The organism is Paenibacillus forsythiae T98, assembly GCF_000520735.1.
Taxonomy (GTDB): Bacteria; Bacillota; Bacilli; order Paenibacillales; family Paenibacillaceae; genus Paenibacillus_AQ; species Paenibacillus_AQ forsythiae.
In genome coordinates this window covers 1-22,227 of sequence record NZ_ASSC01000534.1, presented here as the reverse complement: position 1 = coordinate 22,227, position 22,227 = coordinate 1, and the positions used below count along the sequence as shown (strand labels likewise).

Annotated in this window: 21 protein-coding genes; 16 read left to right on the top strand and 5 right to left on the bottom strand. The window is 53.0% G+C overall.

Annotated elements, in window-relative coordinates; all coding sequences use genetic code 11:
• The 5 genes from L692_RS31925 to L692_RS0116590 all read left to right on the top strand — a co-directional run.
• Positions 1-849, top strand: an 849-nt coding sequence (locus tag L692_RS31925) for a PA14 domain-containing protein (protein WP_025701244.1), incomplete at its 5' end; no start/stop codon positions are given.
• A 199-nt stretch (positions 850-1,048) separates the two neighbouring features.
• Positions 1,049-2,548, top strand: coding sequence for a glycosyl hydrolase (locus tag L692_RS0116605; RefSeq protein ID WP_025701243.1), 1,500 nt, complete (start codon positions 1,049-1,051; stop codon positions 2,546-2,548).
• Between the two features lie 170 nt (positions 2,549-2,718).
• Positions 2,719-5,268 (top strand): discoidin domain-containing protein, encoded by a 2,550-nt coding sequence (locus L692_RS0116600; RefSeq protein WP_025701242.1) that lies wholly within the window; start codon positions 2,719-2,721, stop codon positions 5,266-5,268.
• Positions 5,269-5,358: 90 nt separating this feature from the next.
• Entirely contained in the window at positions 5,359-6,837 is a 1,479-nt protein-coding gene (locus tag L692_RS0116595; protein ID WP_025701241.1) for a potassium/proton antiporter, read from the top strand.
• A 176-nt stretch (positions 6,838-7,013) separates the two neighbouring features.
• Complete coding sequence (locus tag L692_RS0116590; protein WP_051503522.1) at positions 7,014-7,469, top strand: Dps family protein; 456 nt, start codon at positions 7,014-7,016, stop codon at positions 7,467-7,469.
• 130 nt (positions 7,470-7,599) lie between these two features.
• On the opposite strand, the gene L692_RS0116585 is transcribed toward L692_RS0116590, so the two are convergent.
• Together L692_RS0116585 and L692_RS0116580 are read right to left on the bottom strand one after the other, a co-directional pair.
• Positions 7,600-8,304 carry an AIM24 family protein gene (locus tag L692_RS0116585; protein WP_025701239.1) on the bottom strand — a complete coding sequence of 235 codons (705 nt, stop codon included), beginning with the start codon at positions 8,302-8,304 and terminating at the stop codon, positions 7,600-7,602.
• Between the two features lie 51 nt (positions 8,305-8,355).
• Entirely contained in the window at positions 8,356-8,841 is a 486-nt protein-coding gene (locus tag L692_RS0116580; protein ID WP_025701238.1) for a coiled-coil domain-containing protein, read from the bottom strand.
• 160 nt (positions 8,842-9,001) lie between these two features.
• Between L692_RS0116580 and L692_RS0116575 the strand changes: the two genes are divergently transcribed.
• The 5 genes from L692_RS0116575 to modB all read left to right on the top strand — a co-directional run bounded on the left by L692_RS0116575 (position 9,002) and on the right by modB (position 13,634).
• Positions 9,002-9,661 carry a M50 family metallopeptidase gene (locus L692_RS0116575; protein WP_025701237.1) on the top strand — a complete coding sequence of 220 codons (660 nt, stop codon included), beginning with the start codon at positions 9,002-9,004 and terminating at the stop codon, positions 9,659-9,661.
• A gap of 167 nt (positions 9,662-9,828) precedes the next feature.
• Positions 9,829-10,566 (top strand): hypothetical protein, encoded by a 738-nt coding sequence (locus L692_RS0116570; RefSeq protein ID WP_025701236.1) that lies wholly within the window; start codon positions 9,829-9,831, stop codon positions 10,564-10,566.
• A 184-nt stretch (positions 10,567-10,750) separates the two neighbouring features.
• Entirely contained in the window at positions 10,751-11,725 is a 975-nt protein-coding gene (locus L692_RS0116565) for a helix-turn-helix transcriptional regulator (protein WP_025701235.1), read from the top strand.
• A gap of 435 nt (positions 11,726-12,160) precedes the next feature.
• Positions 12,161-12,937 carry a molybdate ABC transporter substrate-binding protein gene (gene modA, locus L692_RS0116560; protein WP_025701234.1) on the top strand — a complete coding sequence of 259 codons (777 nt, stop codon included), beginning with the start codon at positions 12,161-12,163 and terminating at the stop codon, positions 12,935-12,937.
• A gap of 34 nt (positions 12,938-12,971) precedes the next feature.
• Entirely contained in the window at positions 12,972-13,634 is a 663-nt protein-coding gene (gene modB / locus L692_RS0116555) for a molybdate ABC transporter permease subunit (protein WP_036724110.1), read from the top strand.
• Positions 13,635-13,710: 76 nt separating this feature from the next.
• On the opposite strand, the gene L692_RS0116550 is transcribed toward modB, so the two are convergent.
• Together L692_RS0116550 and L692_RS0116545 are read right to left on the bottom strand one after the other, a co-directional pair.
• Entirely contained in the window at positions 13,711-14,691 is a 981-nt protein-coding gene (locus L692_RS0116550; protein ID WP_025701232.1) for a substrate-binding domain-containing protein, read from the bottom strand.
• Positions 14,692-14,885: 194 nt separating this feature from the next.
• Entirely contained in the window at positions 14,886-15,089 is a 204-nt protein-coding gene (locus L692_RS0116545; protein ID WP_025701231.1) for a TOBE domain-containing protein, read from the bottom strand.
• A 451-nt stretch (positions 15,090-15,540) separates the two neighbouring features.
• Here L692_RS0116545 and L692_RS0116540 point away from each other — a divergent pair, with 451 nt between their 5' ends.
• From L692_RS0116540 to L692_RS0116525, 4 genes are all read left to right on the top strand, one after another.
• Entirely contained in the window at positions 15,541-16,950 is a 1,410-nt protein-coding gene (locus L692_RS0116540) for a deoxyguanosinetriphosphate triphosphohydrolase family protein (protein ID WP_025701230.1), read from the top strand.
• An 84-nt stretch (positions 16,951-17,034) separates the two neighbouring features.
• The gene (locus L692_RS0116535) at positions 17,035-17,973 is read left to right on the top strand and encodes a TRM11 family SAM-dependent methyltransferase (protein WP_025701229.1); all 939 of its coding nucleotides are present in this window, start codon (positions 17,035-17,037) and stop codon (positions 17,971-17,973) included.
• 211 nt (positions 17,974-18,184) lie between these two features.
• The gene (gene thpR, locus L692_RS0116530; RefSeq protein WP_025701228.1) at positions 18,185-18,784 is read left to right on the top strand and encodes an RNA 2',3'-cyclic phosphodiesterase; all 600 of its coding nucleotides are present in this window, start codon (positions 18,185-18,187) and stop codon (positions 18,782-18,784) included.
• Positions 18,785-18,870: 86 nt separating this feature from the next.
• Positions 18,871-19,554, top strand: coding sequence for a metal-dependent hydrolase (locus tag L692_RS0116525; protein WP_025701227.1), 684 nt, complete (start codon positions 18,871-18,873; stop codon positions 19,552-19,554).
• An 85-nt stretch (positions 19,555-19,639) separates the two neighbouring features.
• On the opposite strand, the gene L692_RS0116520 is transcribed toward L692_RS0116525, so the two are convergent.
• Positions 19,640-20,827, bottom strand: coding sequence for a UDP-N-acetylglucosamine--LPS N-acetylglucosamine transferase (locus L692_RS0116520; protein ID WP_025701226.1), 1,188 nt, complete (start codon positions 20,825-20,827; stop codon positions 19,640-19,642).
• A 278-nt stretch (positions 20,828-21,105) separates the two neighbouring features.
• Here L692_RS0116520 and L692_RS0116515 point away from each other — a divergent pair, with 278 nt between their 5' ends.
• Together L692_RS0116515 and L692_RS29135 are read left to right on the top strand one after the other, a co-directional pair.
• Positions 21,106-21,690, top strand: coding sequence for a TetR/AcrR family transcriptional regulator (locus L692_RS0116515; protein WP_025701225.1), 585 nt, complete (start codon positions 21,106-21,108; stop codon positions 21,688-21,690).
• Between the two features lie 160 nt (positions 21,691-21,850).
• Positions 21,851-22,227: YhgE/Pip domain-containing protein (locus L692_RS29135; RefSeq protein WP_036724107.1), on the top strand; the 377-nt coding region annotated here is incomplete at its 3' end.

Below are 22,227 nucleotides of genomic sequence, written 5' to 3'. Positions count from 1 at the left end.
CCGGAAAAGCCGATCGCCATTGGCGAGAACGGACAAATGCCTGATCCGGCGATGCTGCCCAAATCGCAGAGCAAATGGGTCTTTATGATGACCTGGGGCAAAATGCTTTACGAAAATAACAGCACCACAACCATCAAGAGCTTCCTGAACAATGGGTTTACGTTAACACGCGATGAGATTATTACGGCCATGGCTGCGTTTACGGCACCGGCGCCGAGTCCGACGCCAACGCCGACACCGAGTCCAACGCCGACGCCAACGCCGAGTCCAACGCCGACGCCAACACCGAGTCCGACGCCGGACCCCGTCTATCAGCCGATAGGACAAGATTCGGCCATGCAGGATAATCCCGCAGAACCCGCTGCCGTCGAGCCGCTGCCAGTGCCTTCGGCCACGCCGGAGCCTCCGCAGGCCCGCAACGGGCTGCTGGGTGAATACTTTACCAATATTCAGCTTACGGGTACGCCTGTGCTGACGAGAGAAGAATCGGCCATCGATTTCAACTGGGGAACCGGAGCGCCGGACCCGTCTGTCGGAACGGACCGCTTCTCCGTTCGTTGGAGCGGCAAGATCAAGGCTCTCTACAGCGAGAACTATTCCTTCTATACAAGCTCGGATGATGGCATCCGGTTATGGGTTAACGGGACAGCCGTCATTACCAGTTGGGCCACCCAGTACGGATTAGAACGGAAGGGAAGGATCGATCTGGAAGCCGGCAAGCTGTACGACATTAAAATTGAATATTACGACAATACGGGGAGCGCCAAAGCCCGTTTGATGTGGGAAAGTCCAAGCCAAATCAAGGAGGTCGTTCCCTCCGGCGCGTTGTATCTTCCCGGTTCGCTTTGATATATTTTTGTCCGCAAATGGTCAGGTGAGGCCGCCGATATCATGACAGCATAAATTCATCCCGTTCATTAGAGCCTTGACAGCCCTGCTTTCTTTACAGCAGGGCTTCTAAGCTATCGAGCCCTGTTTGGATAATGGCCGTCATTTCCGGCATCCGGAGGACGACATTCGGGGCGACAATCCGGCTTAAGAAAGGAAAATGACATTGAACAAATTTCGCAAGCATCGGTTGTTTGTTCTGACTGTTCCCTTGATTCTTCTTGTCGCCCTGCTGCCGTGGGCCAACGCCGAGAGTATTCCCCCGGCAGCAATCGGCAAAGCCGCCTCGCCGGTCAATCCTTCAGCTTCGGCCGAATCGCGGAATTTGCTTGAATACCTGGCGAACTTAAGCGGAAAGGGCCTGATCTCCGGCCAGCACGATTACCTTGAAAGCCCGGATGAATTCACGGGCAAGCTGAAGCAGGCTACCGGAAATGACGCCGTTCTGCACGGCTACGAGCTGGGAGCCCTTAACGGCCAGTCGCCCGATACGATTGACCGCCAGCGCGAGGCGGTTGTCAGAAGCGCCATCGATTGGCATAAGAGCGGCGGGATTGTCGCCATGACCTTTCATGAGAATCTTCCCGGCACCTCTCCAACCTGGTCCAACGTGTCTATGAGTCTGAGCCAGAGCGATTTCGATGCCTATGTGACACCCGGCACAGCGCAGTATGACATGCTGATTGCCGACCTCGACAGGACGGCGGTGTATTTGAAGCAGCTGCAGGCTGCCGGAGTGCCCGTGCTGTGGCGCCCGTACCATGAAATGAACGGCGGCTGGTTCTGGTGGGGGAAGAAAAATAATTTTTCCGCGCTCTGGAATATTATGTACGACCGATATGTGGGTAAACATAAATTAGACAATCTGCTCTGGGTATGGAATCCGAACGCGCCCAACGGGTGGGCCGACGCCTATGCGTCCTACTATCCGGGAGCGGACAAAGTGGATGTTCTGGCTGCGGATATTTACAACAACGACTTTCAGCAGATGTATTACGACAGCCTGCTCAAGCTGGCGGACGGGAAGCCGATCGCCATTGGCGAAAGCGGGGAGCTGCCCGATCCTGAGATGCTGGCCAAGAGCCAGAGCAAGTGGGTCTATATGATGACCTGGGGCAAAATGCTGACCGAGAATAACAGCCAGCAGATAATAAGCAGCTTCATGAACGCGGACTATACTTTGTCCAAGAATGATTTCGTCAGGTTGACGAGCAAGCTGGCTGCAGCCGCCGGAAACGGACTGCGGGGAGAATATTTTGACAATAAGGAGCTTGAGGGCGAACCGGTCATAAGCCGTACCGACGCCAATCTTAATTTCACCTGGCGCGATACGCCGCCAGACACAGGCATAGGGAACAATTACTATTCTGTGCGCTGGCAAGGCCGCATTCAGGCTCCGGTTACGGGAACCTACACCATCAAGACGGTGTCCGACGACGGAGTGCGGGTCTGGATTGACGGGAAGCTCATTATCGACAGCTGGGTTCCGCAGAATGATGTGGCCCGGGAAGGAAGCATCCGGCTGAAAAAGAATACCCGTTACAAAATCAAGGTGGAGTACTTTGAGAACAGAGGGAAGGCCGATATGAAGCTGCTCTGGACCAGGCCGGACCGGCAGGAAGAGGTTATTCCATCTGATGCGCTGTTGCTTCCCAGATGAACTTATATCTTTGAAGCCCGGCTTCTTGGAGAAAGCGAGGACAGGGAATGAGAGAATCAGGAAGAGCCCGATCTTTATCTATACTTCTGAAATTTGCAGGACTTGCCATCTTGTTCTTGCTGTCTGTATCGTTTTTGGGGAGTGAGGAGACCGGGAGGACGGATACCGGAATGAACAAGTTCTCCTCCGCGTATGAGACGGCGTCCGATTCCACTGCGGGGGCGATCATCTGGCAGCTCGGCAGCCGGAACGAATCCGCAGGCGAGTTCTCGCCGGCCGATTCTTCAAGCGTTAATCGCGCAATCCTTATAAATTCACCCAAGCTGGATGCGTCCGGGCTTAAAAAAGTGCCTTCCGGTCTTGACGGCCGGAGCGCGCCTGAACTGCGGTTATCTTACCGCTTGAACAAAATCCCGAAGAACGGAGTTCTGTTCCAGGTAAGCATCCTGAACGCCTATAAGTCGGTTCCGCAAATGGCTGTATTCTCGAACAGCGAGCTGTCGGGGATTATTCAAATCGCAGGCGTCGCGGGAACGGGCAGCGAATACAAATTTCGCAAAACTTATGAACTGTATATTCCGAAGGAGCAGCTGCAAGTCGGCGACAACGAGCTTCGACTGAAGACGGTCCATTCCCTGTATGCGTCGAGCGCGGAAGACCAATATTTATGGTGGACCTGGGACGATCTGAAATTGCTGTCGCTGGATGCTCCAATTAAGGAACCGATTCACGGCAGCTATGTGCTGACGGGTACGATGGTCGCCAACAAGCAGTTTTATTTTGATAAAGGCGCCACCACTCATCTGCCTTACATTATGAAATGGCTGGGGGTGGCCTATAGCGGCAATATTATGCGTACAGGCTGCGCCAGCAATGTCAGCTTTTCCTGCTCCGACATGGAGAATTATTACAAAGTGCTCAGGGATTACAATATGCAGTCGGTTGTGCTCCAGCTGTACACCGGAGATATCAAGCTGAAGGAGGATGGCTCCCTGCCGGATAGCGCCAAGAAGAAGCTGACTGATTATTTTCAAAAATACGGCTCTTATTTCCAATATTACGAGGTGGACAATGAGCCCGGATTGTTTAACCGCTCCAAAGCCGTCAATCTGGCGGTGGCCGATTGGCTGAACAAGGAAGGCAAGAAAATTGCACCCCATGTGCAGACGGTCGCCCCCGGCTGGGCGTACTGGCCGACGTACAGGGAGGATTCGTGCGGAAGCCAGCAGGGCGGCGCCAAGCAGTGCGGCGATCCTGACGGCTGGGAGCGCGATCCCGCGCAGCGGATGGAGCTGGAGCAGGTTACCGATCTCACCAACGGGCACTCTTATGGAGATTCTTACGTTGCCAAGAACGGCGGCAGCTTTACCGAGAACCTGAAGACGTTCAAGGTCTCGAATAACGGCCTCCCCAAAAAAATGCTCGTCACAGAATTCGGCACGTCCGACACCCATGTGGACGATTATCATTACGGGGCGAAGGAGCGGACATCGGCCGCATTCGACCGGATCATGAGAGCCCATATCGGTTATGCGGATATGTTCGTGCAGCACGCGGCCTTTTTCTACAACTATAGTCTGTTCCAATTCAAGAATATCAGCCTGAAAAATCATGATCCGGCCAAGACCGAAATTTACTATACGAAAGAGAACGAGGATTCGCGCGTCAGCATCATGCGCAGATTAAGCCTGGCTTATGCCACGCATGGCGCCCCGCTCACTTACAGGCTGTTGAACAAAAGCGCCCTTGCCGACAAGTTGGTCTATGTCCGGGCCGTGGATACTTCGAAGCTGGCTCCGCTGCCGGGATCAAATGCGACCTCGAACAAGGTGCTGGTCAATCTCGTCAACTTCGAGAACACGCCGCAGACCGTCAGCGTCAAGGTTGCCTTGCCCCAGAAAGCGGTGTACGAGGGAGAGCGCTTTGGAAACGGCGATACGTATGAAGAAGCGCGCCGCTACGTGACCGGACTGAATGCGGGACCTGAGCTGACCTTTACGGAGACGCTGGCACCGGGCGAAGCGGTTCAATATATTTTGCAGCCGTCTTCTTCGGTACAAGATGAAGCCCCGCGAGACCTGACGGCGACGGCCGTCAGAGGGACTTCCGTACAGCTCAATTGGCTGGAGGCGCCCGGAACCGGCTATGATGTGCTTCGTTCAGAGGGGACGGGCGGAGCAATGACAATCATAGCCAAAGGTGTCGCGGGCACCTCTTATATCGACCGGGCGCTGCAAGAGGGAGTATCCTACTCCTACGCGGTGCGGGTAACGGGCACGAGCCTGCTGTCTGACAAGACGCAAATTACGGCTACGGGCCTTGTTCCGCTGGACCGGACCGGATGGCAGGCATCGCAGGTTGCCGGCAAGAAGGGCTCGAAGCCTTCAAGCATGATCGACGGAGATCCGAGCACGCGCTGGGATACCGGGGTGAACATGACCTCCGGCGAGGCTGTCCAGATTGATATGGGGAGTTCGCATCGGATCGAAGCGGTCCAAATGGACACCGCGCGTTCTCCTTACGATTATCCAAGAGGTTATGCTATCTACGTGTCGGAGGATGGCGGCAATTGGGAGCTTGTTGCTTCCGGCAGGGGGAAAAAGGACGTTGACATGCACCCCTTTCCGGAGAGGACAGCCAGATATATAAAAATCGTCCAGACCGGGGCGGGCGGAAACTATTGGTCCATCCATGAACTGCAAATCTATTCCAGAGAGTGAGCTCTTGTGAAGAAGAACCCTGTGATGAGGGTTCTTTCGTATTTTCAACATCCGACGGATTCTGACCTTACAAGGAAGGTTGTGATCGCCATGACCCACCAGGCCGATTCCATTATTATGCTTCTGGCCGCCCTGCTGCTGACGGGAGTGCTTTCGACCAAATTCTCCTCGCGCTTCGGGATGCCTTCCCTTGTCCTGTTCATCGCCGCCGGCATGATCGTCAGCCGCTTTGTTTACTATAATAATGTGCCCCTGACGCAGTTTGCGGGCATATTTGCGCTTGTCGTTATCCTGTTTGAAGGCGGAATGCAGACCCGTTTCAAGGATATCAGGCCCATCATCGCTCCTTCACTGGCGCTGTCTACCGTGGGTGTGCTCGCAACAACTGGCGTAGTCGGCCTGTTCGCCACCTGGGTTCTGGATGTTTCGTGGACGGAAGGCCTGCTGTTCGGAGCCATCGTCGGTTCAACCGATGCGGCGGCGGTCTTCTCCGTGCTGGGCGGCAAAAATATCGACAAACGCCTCACCTCGACGCTGGAAGCGGAGTCGGGCAGCAATGATCCGATGGCGGTCTTTCTTACCGTGTCGCTGATTGAGTGGATACAGCATCCGGATACGTCGGTGTGGGGTCTGCTGCTGTCTTTCATATGGGAGATGGGAACCGGCCTCTTGGTCGGCCTGCTCGTCGGCACAATCGCCGTGCAGGTAATCAACCGGATCAACCTCGATTCCACCGGGCTTTACCCCGTAATGGCAGTAGCGTTCGCCGTACTGACCTACGGCTCGGCCGCGCTGCTGCACAGCAGCGGACTGCTTGCGGTATATGTGATGGGACTTGTTCTTGGGAACTCCGAGCTGATCTATCATCGAACGATCCTGAACTTCAATCACGGCTTCGCCTGGATGATGCAGATCTTCATGTTCATGCTGCTCGGCTTGCTTGTATTTCCCCAGGAGCTGGCGAATATCGCTTGGGAAGGACTGCTGCTGTCCTTTATTCTGATGCTGGCGGCAAGGCCGATCGGCGTGTTCCTCAGCCTTGCCTTCTTTAAATACTCGATTTCAGAAAAAGTGCTTATCTCCTGGGCCGGCTTGCGGGGCGCCGTTCCGATTGTTCTCGCGATGTATCCGTTGCTGGCCGGACTTGAGCACGGAAGGCTGTTTTTCAATGTTGTCTTTTTCGTCGTGCTGACTTCGGCCGTTATTCAGGGAACGACCATCTCGCCGCTGGCGGCGAGGCTGAGGCTTGCCAAGGCGCAAGGAGACACTCCTTCGCTAATGGAGCTGGTGGCGCTGGGCAAGACCAATACGGAATTCAACCACATCCGGATCGGGGAGCGGATGCCGATTGCCGGTATGAAAATTTCAGAGATCAGCATGCCGGACGAGACTTTGTTTACCGCCATCGTTCGCGGAAGCAAGGTCGTCACACCGCACGGCGATACAGTGATTGAGCCAGGGGACATGCTGTATGTGCTGAGCCCGAAGGCGAAGCGGGAAGAGATGCGCGGACTTTTCCACAGCGGCAACGGCAGGACGGAAGAACAGGGGGAAGCTTCGGCGGAGTAAACTTCATGCTGGAAGATTGTGACGGAAATAATAGCTGCCGCCGCGATGTGCATGATACAATGTGCAGCAATTATTAGCAGGTGAAAGCATTGCAAAGTGGTCGGATATATGATATTCTATATATAGATTTAGAATAAGTCTAAATATTAAATATTCAAAACCGGGAGGAATGAATCATGAGTACTGATCTGAAAACTCAAACCGAACTGCATGCCACACTGAATCGTCAAACTGCTAACTGGACACTGCTGGGAATTAAACTTCATCATTACCATTGGTTTGTTACCGGAACGGATTTCTTCACGCTGCACAGCCAATTCGAAGAGTTTTATGACGAAGCTGCGGGCTATGTGGATGATGTGGCGGAACGCCTGCTGGCAATCGGCGGCAAGCCCGCTTCCACGATGAAAGAATACCTGGCTCTGTCCAGCCTGCAGGAAGCGGTTGGCGGCGAGAGCGCCAAGGAAATAGTGGCGACCTTGGCCAAGGATTACACGACGATCGCGCAAGAGCTGAGCGCCGGCATTACACTGGCGGAGGAGTCGGGCGATCAGCCGACAGGCGATCTGCTTATCGGTATCAGAGCGAGTGTCGAGAAGCACATCTGGATGCTGAACGCTTACCTCGCATAAGAACCGTCAGCGGCGGCGCGCCGTGCGGCTGTCCATCTGCGGCCGCGATTTAAGAGTATGCAAATGGCCGGTTCCAGTCAGGCTTTGACTGGAACCGGCCATTGTTGATTTGTTGCCGCTCCGGCGGCAGCTACTTGATAAATACGCCGCCGAAGGGGAGAATCTCCCTCAGGAACCGCTTGAAGATGCCGTCCTCATGATTCTCCCGTTCGAATCTCCGGTTCTGCCGGCCCGCCTGAAAGAGAACAGGGCCGCTGCCGGTCATTTTCCAGTGATAGCTCATATGCTGGCTGGCCAGATGATTGCCGTAGACCGTCAGTTCCAGCCGGGCATTCTCGGGATAGGCGATCACGCTCCCGGCATCGACATATAGAGGCTCCACCGGATCAAGGGCCGCTTCGCATACGGTGCCTTCCGTCAGAATGCCAATGCTTCCGCTGCCAGAGAATCTGACCTTGATGATATCCCGGGTTACGAGCATATTCTTTACGCTAAGCACGCGGGTCTGCATGGCAATTCCTTGGCTGTAGAAGAACAAATGCTTGAAGTCGTAGAGCAGGTCATCCTTGCCGTCCAGCATGACGGTCTTGATCCGGTAGCCTGGCGGCAGTGCCGCCGTGAACCGGCAAGGCCCGGTCATTTCCGCCCGGATCAGCTTGCGCTTGCGGTACATTCCCTTTACATCCATGAATCTGTCGGCCCGCCCGGAGGACGGTCCCTGATACGCTATAATCTGCTGCGGGTGCAGCACATGAATTTCCTCATGCTCCTCCAGCGTGAAAGTCAGAGCTTCTCCGCTTGCATCGTACTCTCTGCCCTCGACTTCCGCGTTCATCGTCCGTACTCCTTTCTCATAGTCAAGCACACTCCCCGCCGGCCCCGGCCATCAAAGCAATCTGTCTCCTCTTCGGGAGCGGTTTCGCATGAATAGGCGGATGAGTCTAACCAGAACAAAATAACCCGCAATGAGTCCGAGGCCCGTAAGCGCGGTCGTTTTAAGACGGCGGATATAGCTTTCCCGGGCGGCTCGTTCGTCTCTCAGCTCGTCGATCATCACGGTAAGCTGCTGGTTCTGCTTCTGAAGCAAGCTGTTCTCGCTCCGGTACGCTTCCAGCTGATTTTGGGTTTCATCCAGTTCATCTATAGTCTGCCCCAGCTCATCCTTCGTCTGCTTCAGCTCGTTTACAGTCTGCTGGTAGCTGTCCTGCAGATCATTCATCTGGTCGGGCAGCTCGGAGAACTGCTCCACCCCGCGGTACAGATCGTTGAAGATGTTGGCATGGGCCGCTGGCGCCGGAAGCGTATAGAGCATTCCGGTCAGCAGGATGGAGGACAGCAGACGCGGCAGTGAAGGAAGAAACTTTGATTTCATAGATAGATCACCGCCTGACGTGTAAGTATATTTTTCCCTATCATTTATTATAACACGCCAGGGTACGGCAAATTGCGGCAACAATCGCTTATCGCCTTTTGTTTTGTTGTGGAGGCGCGGCGCTTGGCGTATACTTTGGACCTGTAAGGGGGGATCAGATTTGAATAACTGGTTGAAGACGATCTTATGGTTGATCGGCTCGGTCCTGCTGACACACTGGATTCCTTTTTCCAGTCTGTTTCGCAACCTGGATACGATGGTCCACGAATTCGGCCATGCGCTCGCCACACTGCTGCTGTCGGGACAGGTGCTGCGGATCGAATTATACGCCGATCACAGCGGGGTGACTTACTCGGCCGTTCAGGCAGGATTTCGCTCGGTTCTGGTATCGCTCGCCGGATATCCCTCAGCCTCGCTGTTCGCGCTTCTTCTGTTCGATTTGTATGCCAGAGGCCGCAAGGAACTGGGGCTGATACTGGCAACGGGCATTGCGCTGCTCATGCTGGTTCTCTATGTGCGGGGCGGCTTCGGCATGCTGTGGCTGGCCGGATTCGCCGGGCTGAATATCGTCATGCTGCTCGCCAGCACAGGAATACGCAAGTTTTATTACCTGTTGCTGGCTTTTTTAACACTGGAAGAATCCGTTGTCGGCGCCCTTTATCTGGTTGCAGCGTCTGCCTATTCGCCATCACGCGCCGGCGACGCCGCCAATCTGGCTCACCTTACCGGAATACCGGCTATCCTTTGGGCTGTTCTGTTTTTTCTGTTTTCCCTGCTTTGCGCCAAATGGGCGCTTGTATCCTTCTTTCGTTCGAAATGAAAAAAGTTCCATTTATAGCTGCTGTTCTCCGGGAGCCGTTCACTTTCTATGAATAGGCTCTTTTTTTTGTCGATAATATCAAACCGAACATATATTCCGTGACAAGGAGTTGTCCGCCAACATTGGTACATTAATAGAAAACCCAAAAAAAGAAAGAGGTGGAAATAATGCATGCCAGCATTCAACCGGCTTATAGATGGAGCCACGATTGCATTTTTTCCGGAAAATCGCAGCAGAACACCCTGCTTGTCGAATGGCGCGGCGCCGCGCAACCGGGTGTTGAGCGGAGGAAGTCGCACAAATTGGTTGCGCGTGACATTGAACTGTATATATGGCTTGAACCCCATGTGAGTCTTGCCGGGATGCACGGCTGCCGCCTTGCGGAAAGCGGAGATCGGGGACTTCTGTTCCAGTTGGGCGCCATTCGCTCGGGGCAGAGTAAATATATTGCATTGGAATTTCATCTGGAATCCCTTCCGGCCGGCCGGCATGAGATGCTGTGGCTGCAGTGGCGATACAGACAGCGGCCGGGCGAACGCAGGCGGGAGCTGCCGGTGCAGAAGCTGACGCTTGAATACAGCCGTCACACCGAATATATAGATAAGGTCAGCTCCTTTTATGTAGAGAAGCATGTGGAAATGCTGAAGGTAGAGGAGACGATTGCGGAGGCCTTGTCGCTGTACGCTGACGGACAGCAGACGCTTGCCCGGGAGAAGCTGCGGCGTCATGCGGATAACCTGCTGCTGATGGCTGTCCGCTCCGAAGATCCTGTCCTGCTGCGGGAAGCCGAGGCGCTTTACATGCAGAGTGAACGGGAGTCCGGAGGGATGGAAGGGGGGATAAACCTCAGTAATGTGAGCACGGATGCTACCGAAGGATCAAGATTGAATTTCAATATTTTGTGAGAATATTCACTTGCTAGCCAGCAAAGGGTTTACAAATGTGAAATGTGAGTATGTTAAAATAGTAAAATAGTTCTATTACTTAATCTATTATATAGAATTTTAATTTTTATAAAATAGATACATATATCTAGATAATTATTATTCAATGAGTCTATTTTACTAATTGTGGCAAGGAGAAGTTATTATGACAGACCGCTTAATCCGTCTGATGCGCATTATTACGCTCGTTCAGGCCAAGCCCGGCATTTTGGCGCGCGAGTTGGCTGAACGCTGCGGCACCAGCGAGAGAACGATCTATCGCGATATGGATGCATTGAGTGCCATGCATATCCCCATTACCCATATGGGGCATGGGAAAGGGTATGCTTTTATCGGCAATTTTGCGCTGTACCCTCTGGACTGGTCTTCGGAAGAGTCGGCCGCATTTTCACAGCTCAGCGACACTATAGAGATGATAAAGCCCTTGATGCCCCGCGGCTTCGAGAGTGCTTATGAAAAGGTGATGGCAGCCGAGTACAAGCACAAGGCGGACAGGGAAGAGAAAAGGGAAGAGAAAATGGAGAACGCCAAGAAGGAGGTCGGCTCTCTCTGGCTCGAACGAAACGGCGCTGTGCCGGAACAGTTTCACTTGATCCATGTTCTAAACGCCGTGCTGAAACAAACAAGCATTCGCGCCGATTACTTCGATAATGCCCAGGAGGAGAACGGACTTGAGATTGATCCGTATTACCTGGTTCCTCTGGAAAACCGTTTTCACCTGATCGGATATTGTCACCGCCTGAAGGTGATCCGAAGCTTTCATATCCACGATCTGACGAATGTAAAAATGACGGACAAGCGTTTTTCCAAGGAGCCATTCAATCTGCAGGAATTTACGAAGCAGAAGTGGTCGATGGATGAGGACAGCCTGCGGGTGGTGTTCAAGGTCAGGTTTTCTGACAGTGTGCTGGAGGAAATTCGAAAGGGAAAGAGTGAAATTGTCCCCGTAAAAATAGAGCAGCAGGGCAAGTACGCCTATTTTGACGTCTCGCTTGAGCGTGACAGGGAATTTATTGACTGGGTAACAAAATTTAAAGAAGCAGCGGAAATTATCGAGCCCGCCCATTACCGTGAAGTTCTACGCTACCAACTAGAGAAATGGCTGTCGCTGTATAAATAGCGCAGTCTTTTTTTTGAGGGATTTTCATGAAATCGTATGCAAATCTATGGATAAATGTCCGGGCGTTCACAAAATGATTGTTGCCGGGGCGGATATATATAGTTAAGTTATTTTATATAACATTTAGTGTTAGATCAATGAGCATATACGATGTTAGATTGGTACGCTCTCTGACTTCAGGAGAGTTTTTGTGTGCTCTTCATTTGACCTATGTTCAATAAGGTGTATATTTAAAGCGATCAGTTCGCGGAATTATTCGGTTCTCTTCCTTTATATGCAAGCATTACTTCCCTTGCGGAAATCGGGCAGTTTTGACGATTTTTGTTCAAATATAACACGATGATATATAATATAACAAAATATATGGTAGATTTATTGGGAATGTGCTAGAATATCTTCTAATCATATCAATACATACACTGGAGGAATGGGAGAATGTTAAAAAAGCTGGCAATGGTAGTAATGGCGGTGGCGGTATTTGCCGTAACGCCTCTTGCAGCAACGGGTAAGGCGGAAGCCGCAGGCAAGACGGAGATCCTCGTATCCGCGGCGGCGAGCCTGAAGGACAGCCTGGATAAGATCGCTGTTCAATACGAGAAGGCTCATCCTAATGTTGATCTGGTCTTTAACTATGCGGCCTCGGGCACTTTGCAGAAACAAATCGAGCAAGGCGCTCCGGCTGATATTTTCTTCTCGGCAGGCGACAAGCAAATGAAGGCTCTTGTTGATGGCGGACTCATCACCCAAAATAAAGAACTGCTGAAGAATCAGCTGGTGGTCGTGGTTCCTGCAAGCTCCAAGGCGAAGCTTAACACGATTTCCCTGCTTACCGGTGCTTCCTTCAAGAAGGTGGCCGTTGGCCAACCGGAATCTGTGCCGGCGGGACAATATGCGCAGCAATCCCTGACTTATAAGAAAATTTGGGACAAGCTGCAAGGCAAGCTGGTCTTCGGTAAAGACGTACGCGCGGTACTCTCCTATGTTGAAACAGGCAACGCGGATGCGGGCTTTGTCTACAAGACCGATGCATTGACTTCCAAGAAGGTTAAGATCGCCCTTACTGTTGGCTCTTTCGCCCACAAACCGATCAACTACCCGATTGGTATCGTCAAAGGCACTAAGCATGAGGCGGAAGCAAAAGCATTCTATAGCTACCTCCAAACTAACGCGGCAACCAGCGTATTCAAATCCTATGGATTTTCCCTCTATTAATAAATAATAAATAAAGACTGCGGGTTGAGTATACATGGACATCAATTGGACCGACTTTATGGCCCCGGTGTGGTTATCGATTAAAATTGCGGTTATCACGAGCGTGATTGTATTCGTCCTGGCGGCGGCAGTCGCCAAGGCGATGGCGAACCGGAAGTTTCCGGGCCGCAGCCTGATTGAAACTGTACTGCTGCTTCCTCTGGTTATTCCGCCTACGGTTGTGGGTTTTGTGCTTCTGGTCGTGTTGGGAAGAAAGAGCTGGCTTGGCGAATGGTATGAGAATTTAACCGGCGGGACGATTCTGTTCACCTGGGGCTCTGCGGTCATCGCCGCCGTCGTTGTCGCCTTTCCGCTCGTTTATCGCACGCTTAAGGCCGGGTTCGAAGAAGTCGACCGCGATTTGGAGGATGCGGCGCGCGCGCAGGGAGCGACAGAAGCTCAAGTGCTTCGTTATATTACCCTTCCGCTGGCGATTCGAACGCTTGCTGCGGGCTATGTTCTCGGCTTTGCCCGCGGGCTTGGCGAGTTCGGAGCGACAATTATGGTGGCAGGCAACATTCCTAACCGGACCCAGACGATTCCTACCGCGATATATGTGGCGGTGGACGGAGGGGACATGACCCTTGCCTGGCTGTGGGTCATTTCGATCATTGCAATATCGGCGGTCATGCTGATGTTTGTCAACCGCTACTCCTGATAAAGACTGGCAGTGAAACAATAAATAACCCTCCCCATCCGGCGGTGTCAGCAGCCTGTGGACAGGAGGGTTATTATTATGTTTCGTAAATAATCTTTCCGGTTTCGGACAGATCGTATCCGTACAGCGAGTCAAGCTCATTATGCAGCGCCTTGGAGCGGCATATCTCAAGCACCGCCGAGATCCAGTCCTGATTATCCGGCCGTTTCAGCATAACCAGATCGTATTTTTCCTGAATGAGCGGAATAAAATCCACGCTTTCGACGATCCGGGAGGCCTTCTCATTCCCCACACCGACATCGGCCTCGCCGCGAGCGATTCTGCCGGCAACCGTCACATGGCTGATTTCTTCCGTTTCATAGCCTTCGATGCTCTGCGACTTAACACCGTTAAGGCGCAATTGCTCGTCCAGCAGCACCCGGGCGCCGGACCCTCGTTCCCGGTTAACCAGCCGAAGACCGGGCTGCCCCAGGTCTTTCCAGCCATACAGTCCTTTGGGGTTGCCTTTCTGCACATACAGGCCGGCGGCTCTGCCCAAGAGGCGGACGACAAGATAGCTGGAGCCTACAAGCATCTTCCGGATATAAGGGATGTTATATTCACCCGAATCGCCGTCCAGCAAATGGGTGCTAACGATATCGGATTCCCCGCGGTACATGGAAATCAGACTGTCAAGACTGCCGGCATACGAACGCAGCGGACGCAGTGAGGGAGAGAACTTCTCCAGATGCTGTGCAATAATATCAAGACTGATATCCTGGCCGGTAATGACAATTTCACGCGCCGCCGAGCGAAACGCCGCCGGTGTGTGAATTGTAGGGGGAGATCCTGCCCCCTGAGGGCCCGTCTTGGCGGCAGAGGCGAGCATGGACGCCTGGCGTCCGCTCTCTCGGGACTGCTGTTTGTACTGTTCCAGGTCCGAGGCATCCACACGCATTTGTTTGCCGACCCGGTAAGAAGAAAGTTCGCCTTTCTTAATCAGATCATAAACCTTCAGTTTTGATATTTTAAGCAACTGAGCAACCTCTTCGGTTGTATAGGATGTATTGTCGGACATAAAGTAAAGCCTCCTAGGAAGTAGGCTGCGTCAGCAGCCATCGCACTTTGGGTGCACTAACACAAGACTACCTTATTTTCTGGCCGGACGCAATTATCTAGAGGGTCGGATAACTGAAAAGAACCGGATGTACATGAAAGTAATGTACGTCCGGTTCTATTTTGCTTCTGCTATTCAGAAGGCGGATATTCACCTTAGGCCAACAAGAGTACGGAAGAAGCTTTGAAGAGGGCGGTAACGGTTGCGCCTTCTTTAATGCCGAGCTCCTCCAGAGCATCCAGGGAAATGATGGAAGTTATCTTTTGTCCGCCGGCGTCCACAACAACCTTGGCATTGATAGGTCCTGCCTCTATAGCTACTACACGGCCTTCCAATTGGTTTCTGGCGCTAATTTTCATTGTACGTTCTCCTCTCAATTTAGGGTAATAAGAGTTGTATGTGATGTAAATCTTGATGTCTAATTATAATTAGTTATAACGGGATATAACTAAACCATAATTCCTATAGTAAAATCATACTACATAATGTTTGGAAAATCAAGGTATTCTGAGCAATATCGATAAATTTCACGAAAAAACTTGGCGATGATCTGAAAAATCGATAATTTTAGCGATAAAGGGTTAATAAGACCGAATAACAGGACAACAATAAATGTATAAATACATTAGAGTTAAATAGTGTAAAATTTATATGTGTCGAAAAATTGAATGTTAGGAGGCTGGGCTACTTACCGTTCAGCTTGCTTATCTTGCCAAAAAAATATAATTGGTACAAGTAAAACTTTTGCCGAAAATGCATTATAATGAAGTATTAAAAACAGATAGCCATCATATTAAGGGGTAGGGGAGCATGAGACTAAATGAACTAAGAGAACACCGCCAATATCCGGAGATCACCCGCCTGGAGACGTCACGGGCCGTATACGAACGTGATTATTCCCGGCTGATTCATTCACCGACCTTCCGCAGGCTGCAGGGGAAATCGCAGGTATTCGGCGCAGGCACAGGGGATTATTACCGCACGAGGCTGACCCATTCGCTTGAGGTGGCACAAATCGCCCGGGAAGCGGCCAAGAGCCTGCTGCGCTCTTATCCGGAAGTAGGCATGGAGAAGGCTGATCATCCAGGGCTGGTCATTGACCCGGAGGTGGTTGAATGTGCGGCGATTGCGCATGATTTTGGCCACCCTCCGTTCGGACATAAGGGAGAAGAGGTGCTGGACAGCATTCTGGACCGTCTGGTTGAGGAGAAGACGGCGCAGAAGGCGGCGGCGACAGGAGCGGACCCGGCGCGCAAGCTCGAAATTTATAACGAGATGAGAACCAGATATGAGCATTTTGAAGGCAACGCGCATAACTTCCGGCTCATTATGTTTCTGGAGAAGCGCGAGAACATCGACGGACTCAATCTGTCCGACGCCGTTCTGCTTGGAATCAACAAGTATCCGTTTCCCGGAACGACGGTTAAAAAGGGAATGTATCTGCATGAATGGGAATATATCTCCCATATCCGTTCGGAATGGGGCATCCCCGCAGGGAAAAAGACGCTCGAAGCTCAATTGATGGATTTATGCGATGATATCGCTTATTCCGCCCATGACCTGGAGGACGGCATCAAAGCCGGAAAGATTGAAGTCCATGAATTCTTTATGCATGATCCTTACATCTTGAGGCTGATTGTCGAGAAAATCATGACGCTGGAGGATTCCTTCTGGCATGGGTGGACAGAGGAGACGATCCGCCCGAAGGTGGAGGAAGTGCTGAGTTCATTCCTGCGGATCTGGAAGGAGAAGCTGCCGACCTGCGAGAACGATTACTCCCGGACCCGCCGCGAAGTCAAGGCCTACTGGGTAAGCACCTTTGTCGCCAGCCTCGGCGTTATTCCGGACGGCGACTGGAAGAAGGTTACCTTTATTAAGGAAGGAAAAGAAGACGAGGACCTGCTCCGCACGGTAAGCGTGCTGAAGAGCTTCGCCTGGGTGACGATGATTCGCGATCTGCGCGTCCAGCGGCTGCAGAAGCGGAGCGAATGGATTGTGCGGAGGCTGTGGGGAGCGTTCCTCGACCCTGATACGTCGAAAGCGATCATCCCTACCGATTGGCTGCAGCGTTTTGAGAAAGACCAGCGGAGGCCCAAGCCGATTTGGACCTGGGAGCATATGGTGATCGATTATATCGCCGGAATGACAGATGCATTTGCCGAGAAGATTTACAATGAACTGTTCGGGCTGAAGGTTGGCTCCATCTATGATCTGGATTGAATTTTTCCCGCAATTTGGCGCCTGATCTGCTGAAATATGGAGAAGGCGCTTTTTTGCGCGTATTTGTATGGGGGGTTACACCGGATGGATTACAAGCAGACGCCTTATTTGTATATGCACCGCAGCCATGAGAACGAGAGTGGATTGTGCCAACTGGAGCTGGACGTTTTATTGCAGGGGGATGCTCTGTCGCCTGGACTGATTATTGCCCGGGAAAAGATTGATCCGGGCCGCAGTCCTTTTTTATCGGGAAGAATTGACATTTTATTCGCTTCGGACTCGGAGGAGGCGCTCGCGAGGCTGGCCAGCGGAATTACGCTTGGGGAAGGGGAGGCCTTCAAGCTATTCTGTCCCAAGGAAGGGGGAGGAACGTATGAAGAGCGCAGAGAGCTGGAGAGGAGAATCGGCAGGCATATTCCCGGAACGGCCGACATGCGGTCGCCGGACCGCGTGTTCGGTCTGGTCATGCTTGAGGGTATGATCCTGTTCGGCGAGTACCACGAGAGCGACAGGAGCTGGCAGCGGCGCAAAGCCAAGCCGCATAACTATTCAACGGGACTTGGCGTTGCACTGGCCCGGTCAGCCGCCAACATTGCGGCTCCCCGTCCGGAGGGCCTGCGGGTCCTCGATCCCTGCTGCGGAATGGGGAGCGTGCTAATTGAAGGGCTGTCCATGGGCATGGACATGGCCGGATGCGAGCTCAATCCCCTCGCTGTGCGGGGCGCGCGAGGGAATCTGCGCCATTTCGGTTACCCGGACCATATCGTGACGCTGGGCGACATGAGAAATCTGTCCGGTCATTATGATGCGGCCGTGCTGGACATGCCGTATAATCTGTGCTCGGTCCTCTCGCCGGCCGACACGCGGGAGATGCTGGAGGCGCTCCGCCGCTTGACCGGCCGAGCGGTCATTATTTCGACGCTGCCGATAGAGGAGCATATCGCTGCGGCCGGTTTTTCGATTGAAAGGGGCTGCACCGTGTCCAAAGGTTCCTTTCAGCGTTCGCTTTGGCTGTGCTCTTGATATCGGCGGCGGTAGTCGATCACATTGCTTGCTTGAGTCCCGCAAGCCAGATAGGATTTCATATTTTCGGTAAAGATATCAGTACGGAGATTTCCTTCGCCCGGCGGATGACGACCTCCGCCCCTGCAAGAATGTCAAGGTCAGGTTGCCTGGTCCGCCTGGCACCCGGCTTATAATGCATATCAAATCTGCGGAAACAGGTGAATTGACGATGAATGATAAAGCTGCGGACCCTAGTAGCAGGGCCGCCAACGAAAGACTGTTCACTGCGGTAAGATTGTCTCCCGAGCTTCGGGGAGCCGTCGGCGGCATGTGCCGCAGTCTGTCCCGGGAGCTGTCCTTTGCCAAATGGACGCATGAGGAGGATTACCATATTACACTTCAATTTCTGGGGGATACCGACACCCGGTCCATTCCGGAGCTTGTGTCGGCGCTGAAGTGGGCTGCGGCGGACTTCGGGCCGTTCACCTTGTCTCTGCGGGAAACGGGCGTCTTCGGCCCATCCGCCGCTCCGCGCGTCCTGTGGGCGGGGGTGGGCGGAGAGACGGACCGGCTCCGGGAATTGCATCACCGGATCGTGGCGGCTACGCGGCCGCTCGGGTTCCAAGCGGAGGAACGCGCCTATAAGCCCCATGTAACGCTGGCGCGCAAATATAGGGGAGAGCGAGCCTTTGCCTCCGGAAGTCTTGATGCGCTCACACAGGAAGCGGCGGCTCTTCATATGTCCTGGAGAGTCGAGGACTGGGTTCTTTTCGTTACGCGGATGCACCATAAGCCGATGTATGAAATTGTCGAAACGATAACAATCTGAATAATTTGGAAGCTGCGGCTCCGTGCGACAGTTCACCTGCCCGTGATCGGGGGTAATCTAATTATTATGCAGAGGAGGGAAGAGTCATGAAACTTACCTATTACGGTCATTCCGCGCTGCTGGTTGAAGCGCCTGAGGCCAGGGTCATCATTGATCCGTTCTTATCGGGAAATCCCGGTTCGGGAATCGCTCCGGAGAACATCAGGGTGGACGCGGTGCTGCTGACGCATGGGCACTCCGACCATCTCGGAGACGCGGTGGCGATTGCCAGGAATAATGACTGCCCGATATTCGCGGTCTATGAGCTTGCGGAGTACTGCCGGATTAAAGGAGCGAAGGTCAAGCACATGAATATAGGCGGCGGGCTTGCCTATTCCGGCTTTACTGTCAAGTACACGCCGGCCCTCCACTCCTCCTCCATACAGGAGGGCGACTACTGGATTTATCTGGGCCAGCCTGGGGGAATCCTGCTGACCCTTGGAGGCCAAACGCTGTATCATGCCGGAGATACAGCGCTGTTCGGAGATATGAGGCTGATCGGGGAGCGCAATGCTATCGATGTCGCCGCGCTCCCGATCGGGGATGTGCTGACGATGGGTCCGGATGACGCGCTGCTTGCGGCGAACTGGCTGCGGGCGGCCAAGGTCATACCCGTGCATTATAATACGTTCCCGGCTATTGAACAGGACGGAGCGGAGTTCTGCGATCGGCTGAAGCAGGAAGGCATTGACGGATTCCCGCTCAAGGCCGGGGAAAGCCTGGAGATTTAGGAGGCCGCAGCAAGAAGAGGACGAACGGCACTCCGCCGCTTCGTCCTCTTGGTATGAGCCTCGAATCAAGCCTCGAAATCATGAATCAAGGCGCCAGATATACCGCTTTGTCGCCGCGCGCCTGCGCTGCGGTGCCATTCTCCCCGGCCAGCTTCCCCTGCTTGCCCAGCATCTCCAGCACCGTTACCGCACAGTTATGCGGCTGGTACCGATCGGGGGAGAGCCGGAGGCGGCGCTGTTCTTCAAGCTCTGCGTACTCGCGCTGGAGCAGCCGGAACCATTTGTCTATAACCGTCTCGGAGTTCAGCACCTCGGCCAGGCCAAGCTCGACGAAATATTGGCAGTTCTTCTCTTCTTGTCCGGGAATGGCCTGATAGAAGAGCATGGGGATGCCTTTGGCCAGCGCCTCGGTGCAGGTCATGCCCCCCGGCTTGGTAATCAGCAGATCAGAGGCGTCCATCAGCTTGTTGACGTCGCTGCTGTACCCGAGAATAGTAACATTTCGATGCCGGAGCCGGGGGTCGCTGCGCATTTTATCCACCAGCTTGTCATTGCTGCCCATGCAAAAGATGAGCTGGATATGATCAACCTTGGCTGTCAGCGCGTCCATGAACCCTTCGCCGAACATCAGGCCCCAGCCCCCGCCCATAATAAGCACGGTCGGCATATCGGCAAGCCCCAGCTCCTTGCGGAGCGCTTCCCTGCTGGAGCGTTCCCAGAATTTAGGGTGGACAGGAATGCCCGTTACCGTTACCTGATCGGAAGGAATGCCCCGTCCCGTCAAGATTGATTTTACCCGGGAGGTGGAGACAAGATAACGGGTTACCTCCGCGTTAACCCAACTGCCATGCGCGTCATAGTCGGTAATAAGCGTGTACAGCGGAACTTTAAGCCCCAGATGCTTCAGCCTTGACACGACGGCCGCGGGAAGTGGGTGAGTGCATATAATCAGATCGGGTTTAAGCTGTTCGATGACTTGCCGGGCATGGGTATAAAAAACACGGTGCAGCGCCAGTTTGGTGAACCGGTTCAGCGATCTGTGATATTGGGTTTTGTACAGCATGCCGACCAGCTTCGGCTGTCTGCTGACGGTCTTGCGGTAGGCGGAAAGAATCCATGGAGCCACCGTCGGGTTCAGGAATTTGCCCAGCTCGATGACCCGGCACTGGACTGCAGGATTGAGGCGCTTGATGCCTTCAGCCAAAGCATAGGCGGCCCCTGTATGTCCCGTGCCGAAGCCTTCCGAAAACAGCAGTACTCTTTTCTTTCGCATAATTTCACCCGCTACTTTCCATTTCGATAGAATTGCAAAGTCTGTTACAGTTACTATACGCCATATTTGCTCAGAAATTCTGTACTCTTTTCACATTATACAAATAAGACGTAAATAGAAAGTTAAAACACTGCAAGAACTAAAAATAAAACAGTTCCGAACATATTGCAATCTGGCAGCCGGAATGGTAAATTAATGTATGACTGAATGACCGAATTTGTAAAATAGTCAGAAAGCTGTCCGGCATGTATGGAGCCGCAGAAAGGAGGCGCGCGAAGGTGGCAGTGGTGGATCGAAGGCGGCAGGTGATTGAGGCGGCGGCAAAATCCTTTTCACTATTCGGCTACAAAGCGACAACGATGGATCAGGTGGCCAGAATCGCGAGCGTCGGCAAAGGCACCATTTATACTTTTTTTTCGAATAAGGAGCAGCTGTTTGACGAGATTGTTCACAAGGTTATTCTGGAGATGAAGCATATTGCCGAGCGGGAGATCAGGCGTGACAAGCCTTTCTTTGATAACCTGCAGCGTGTGCTGGACTCCTTGCTGGAATTCCGGAGCGAGCATGAGCTGATTATCAAGCTTTCCCAGGAAAAGCGCGAATTCGGCACGCCGCAAGCCCAGGAGGGACTCGACAAGATCGAGGGCGCCATCATTGGATACCTGGAGCGGGAGGTGGAGCATGCCATCAGGCAGGGTGAAATCAAGCCCTGTGACCCGAAGGTCATATCGGTGGTTATGCTGAAGCTGTACATTACGCTGACGGCCGAGCTGAACAAGCTGCATGCGCCTCTTGGCAAGGAAGAGATCAAAGCGTATTTTCGGCTGATTCTGGCCGAGGGCCTGGCGCAGCAGACGATGTGAGAGAATGGCGGGAGGCGTCGAGTGATTCGGCAACATCTATGAGAGACTCCGATAGGGGTTTTTCTTATCTCTCAAACTGACCAAACGGGGAAAATAGTCATCACGTATTACAACGGTTTTGCATGAACAGAAAGAACAGATATAAAAGGAGAGGACCGGAGTGAAATCATTATCTGTCTTTATGAAAGATGCGGGCTCGGCGTTCAAGAAACCGATGACGCTGATTACCATCCTGGCCGTGCTGTTCATTCCGACGCTTTACAGCGGAGTGTATTTGAAGGCATTCTGGGACCCTTACGGCAATCTGGATAAGATGCCAATCGCCATCGTTAATGAAGACAAAGGCGCCGATTACGAGGGAACCAGGCTCCACGCCGGTGAGGATCTAGTGGAGGAGCTTAAGAAGAGCAAGGATTTCAGCTGGACCTTCGTGAGCCGCGAGCAGGCGGCGGAGGGACTGAAACAAGACGAGTATTATGTGGCGATCATTGTGCCGGAGAATTTCTCCGCGAATGCGACAACTGTGCTGGATGAGCA

What these genes read in the sequence shown, in the direction of transcription:
- L692_RS0116605 (WP_025701243.1), top strand. Translation starts at nt 1,049, where the DNA reads ATGACATTGAACAAATTTCGCAAGCATCGGTTGTTTGTTCTGACTGTT.
- L692_RS0116600 (WP_025701242.1), top strand. Translation starts at nt 2,719, where the DNA reads ATGAACAAGTTCTCCTCCGCGTATGAGACGGCGTCCGATTCCACTGCG.
- L692_RS0116595 (WP_025701241.1), top strand. Translation starts at nt 5,359, where the DNA reads ATGACCCACCAGGCCGATTCCATTATTATGCTTCTGGCCGCCCTGCTG.
- L692_RS0116590 (WP_051503522.1), top strand. Translation starts at nt 7,014, where the DNA reads ATGAGTACTGATCTGAAAACTCAAACCGAACTGCATGCCACACTGAAT.
- L692_RS0116585 (WP_025701239.1), bottom strand. Translation starts at nt 8,304, where the DNA reads ATGAACGCGGAAGTCGAGGGCAGAGAGTACGATGCAAGCGGAGAAGCT.
- L692_RS0116580 (WP_025701238.1), bottom strand. Translation starts at nt 8,841, where the DNA reads ATGAAATCAAAGTTTCTTCCTTCACTGCCGCGTCTGCTGTCCTCCATC.
- L692_RS0116570 (WP_025701236.1), top strand. Translation starts at nt 9,829, where the DNA reads ATGCATGCCAGCATTCAACCGGCTTATAGATGGAGCCACGATTGCATT.
- L692_RS0116565 (WP_025701235.1), top strand. Translation starts at nt 10,751, where the DNA reads ATGACAGACCGCTTAATCCGTCTGATGCGCATTATTACGCTCGTTCAG.
- modA (WP_025701234.1), top strand. Translation starts at nt 12,161, where the DNA reads ATGTTAAAAAAGCTGGCAATGGTAGTAATGGCGGTGGCGGTATTTGCC.
- modB (WP_036724110.1), top strand. Translation starts at nt 12,972, where the DNA reads ATGGACATCAATTGGACCGACTTTATGGCCCCGGTGTGGTTATCGATT.
- L692_RS0116550 (WP_025701232.1), bottom strand. Translation starts at nt 14,691, where the DNA reads ATGTCCGACAATACATCCTATACAACCGAAGAGGTTGCTCAGTTGCTT.
- L692_RS0116545 (WP_025701231.1), bottom strand. Translation starts at nt 15,089, where the DNA reads ATGAAAATTAGCGCCAGAAACCAATTGGAAGGCCGTGTAGTAGCTATA.
- L692_RS0116540 (WP_025701230.1), top strand. Translation starts at nt 15,541, where the DNA reads ATGAGACTAAATGAACTAAGAGAACACCGCCAATATCCGGAGATCACC.
- L692_RS0116535 (WP_025701229.1), top strand. Translation starts at nt 17,035, where the DNA reads ATGGATTACAAGCAGACGCCTTATTTGTATATGCACCGCAGCCATGAG.
- thpR (WP_025701228.1), top strand. Translation starts at nt 18,185, where the DNA reads ATGAATGATAAAGCTGCGGACCCTAGTAGCAGGGCCGCCAACGAAAGA.
- L692_RS0116525 (WP_025701227.1), top strand. Translation starts at nt 18,871, where the DNA reads ATGAAACTTACCTATTACGGTCATTCCGCGCTGCTGGTTGAAGCGCCT.
- L692_RS0116520 (WP_025701226.1), bottom strand. Translation starts at nt 20,827, where the DNA reads ATGCGAAAGAAAAGAGTACTGCTGTTTTCGGAAGGCTTCGGCACGGGA.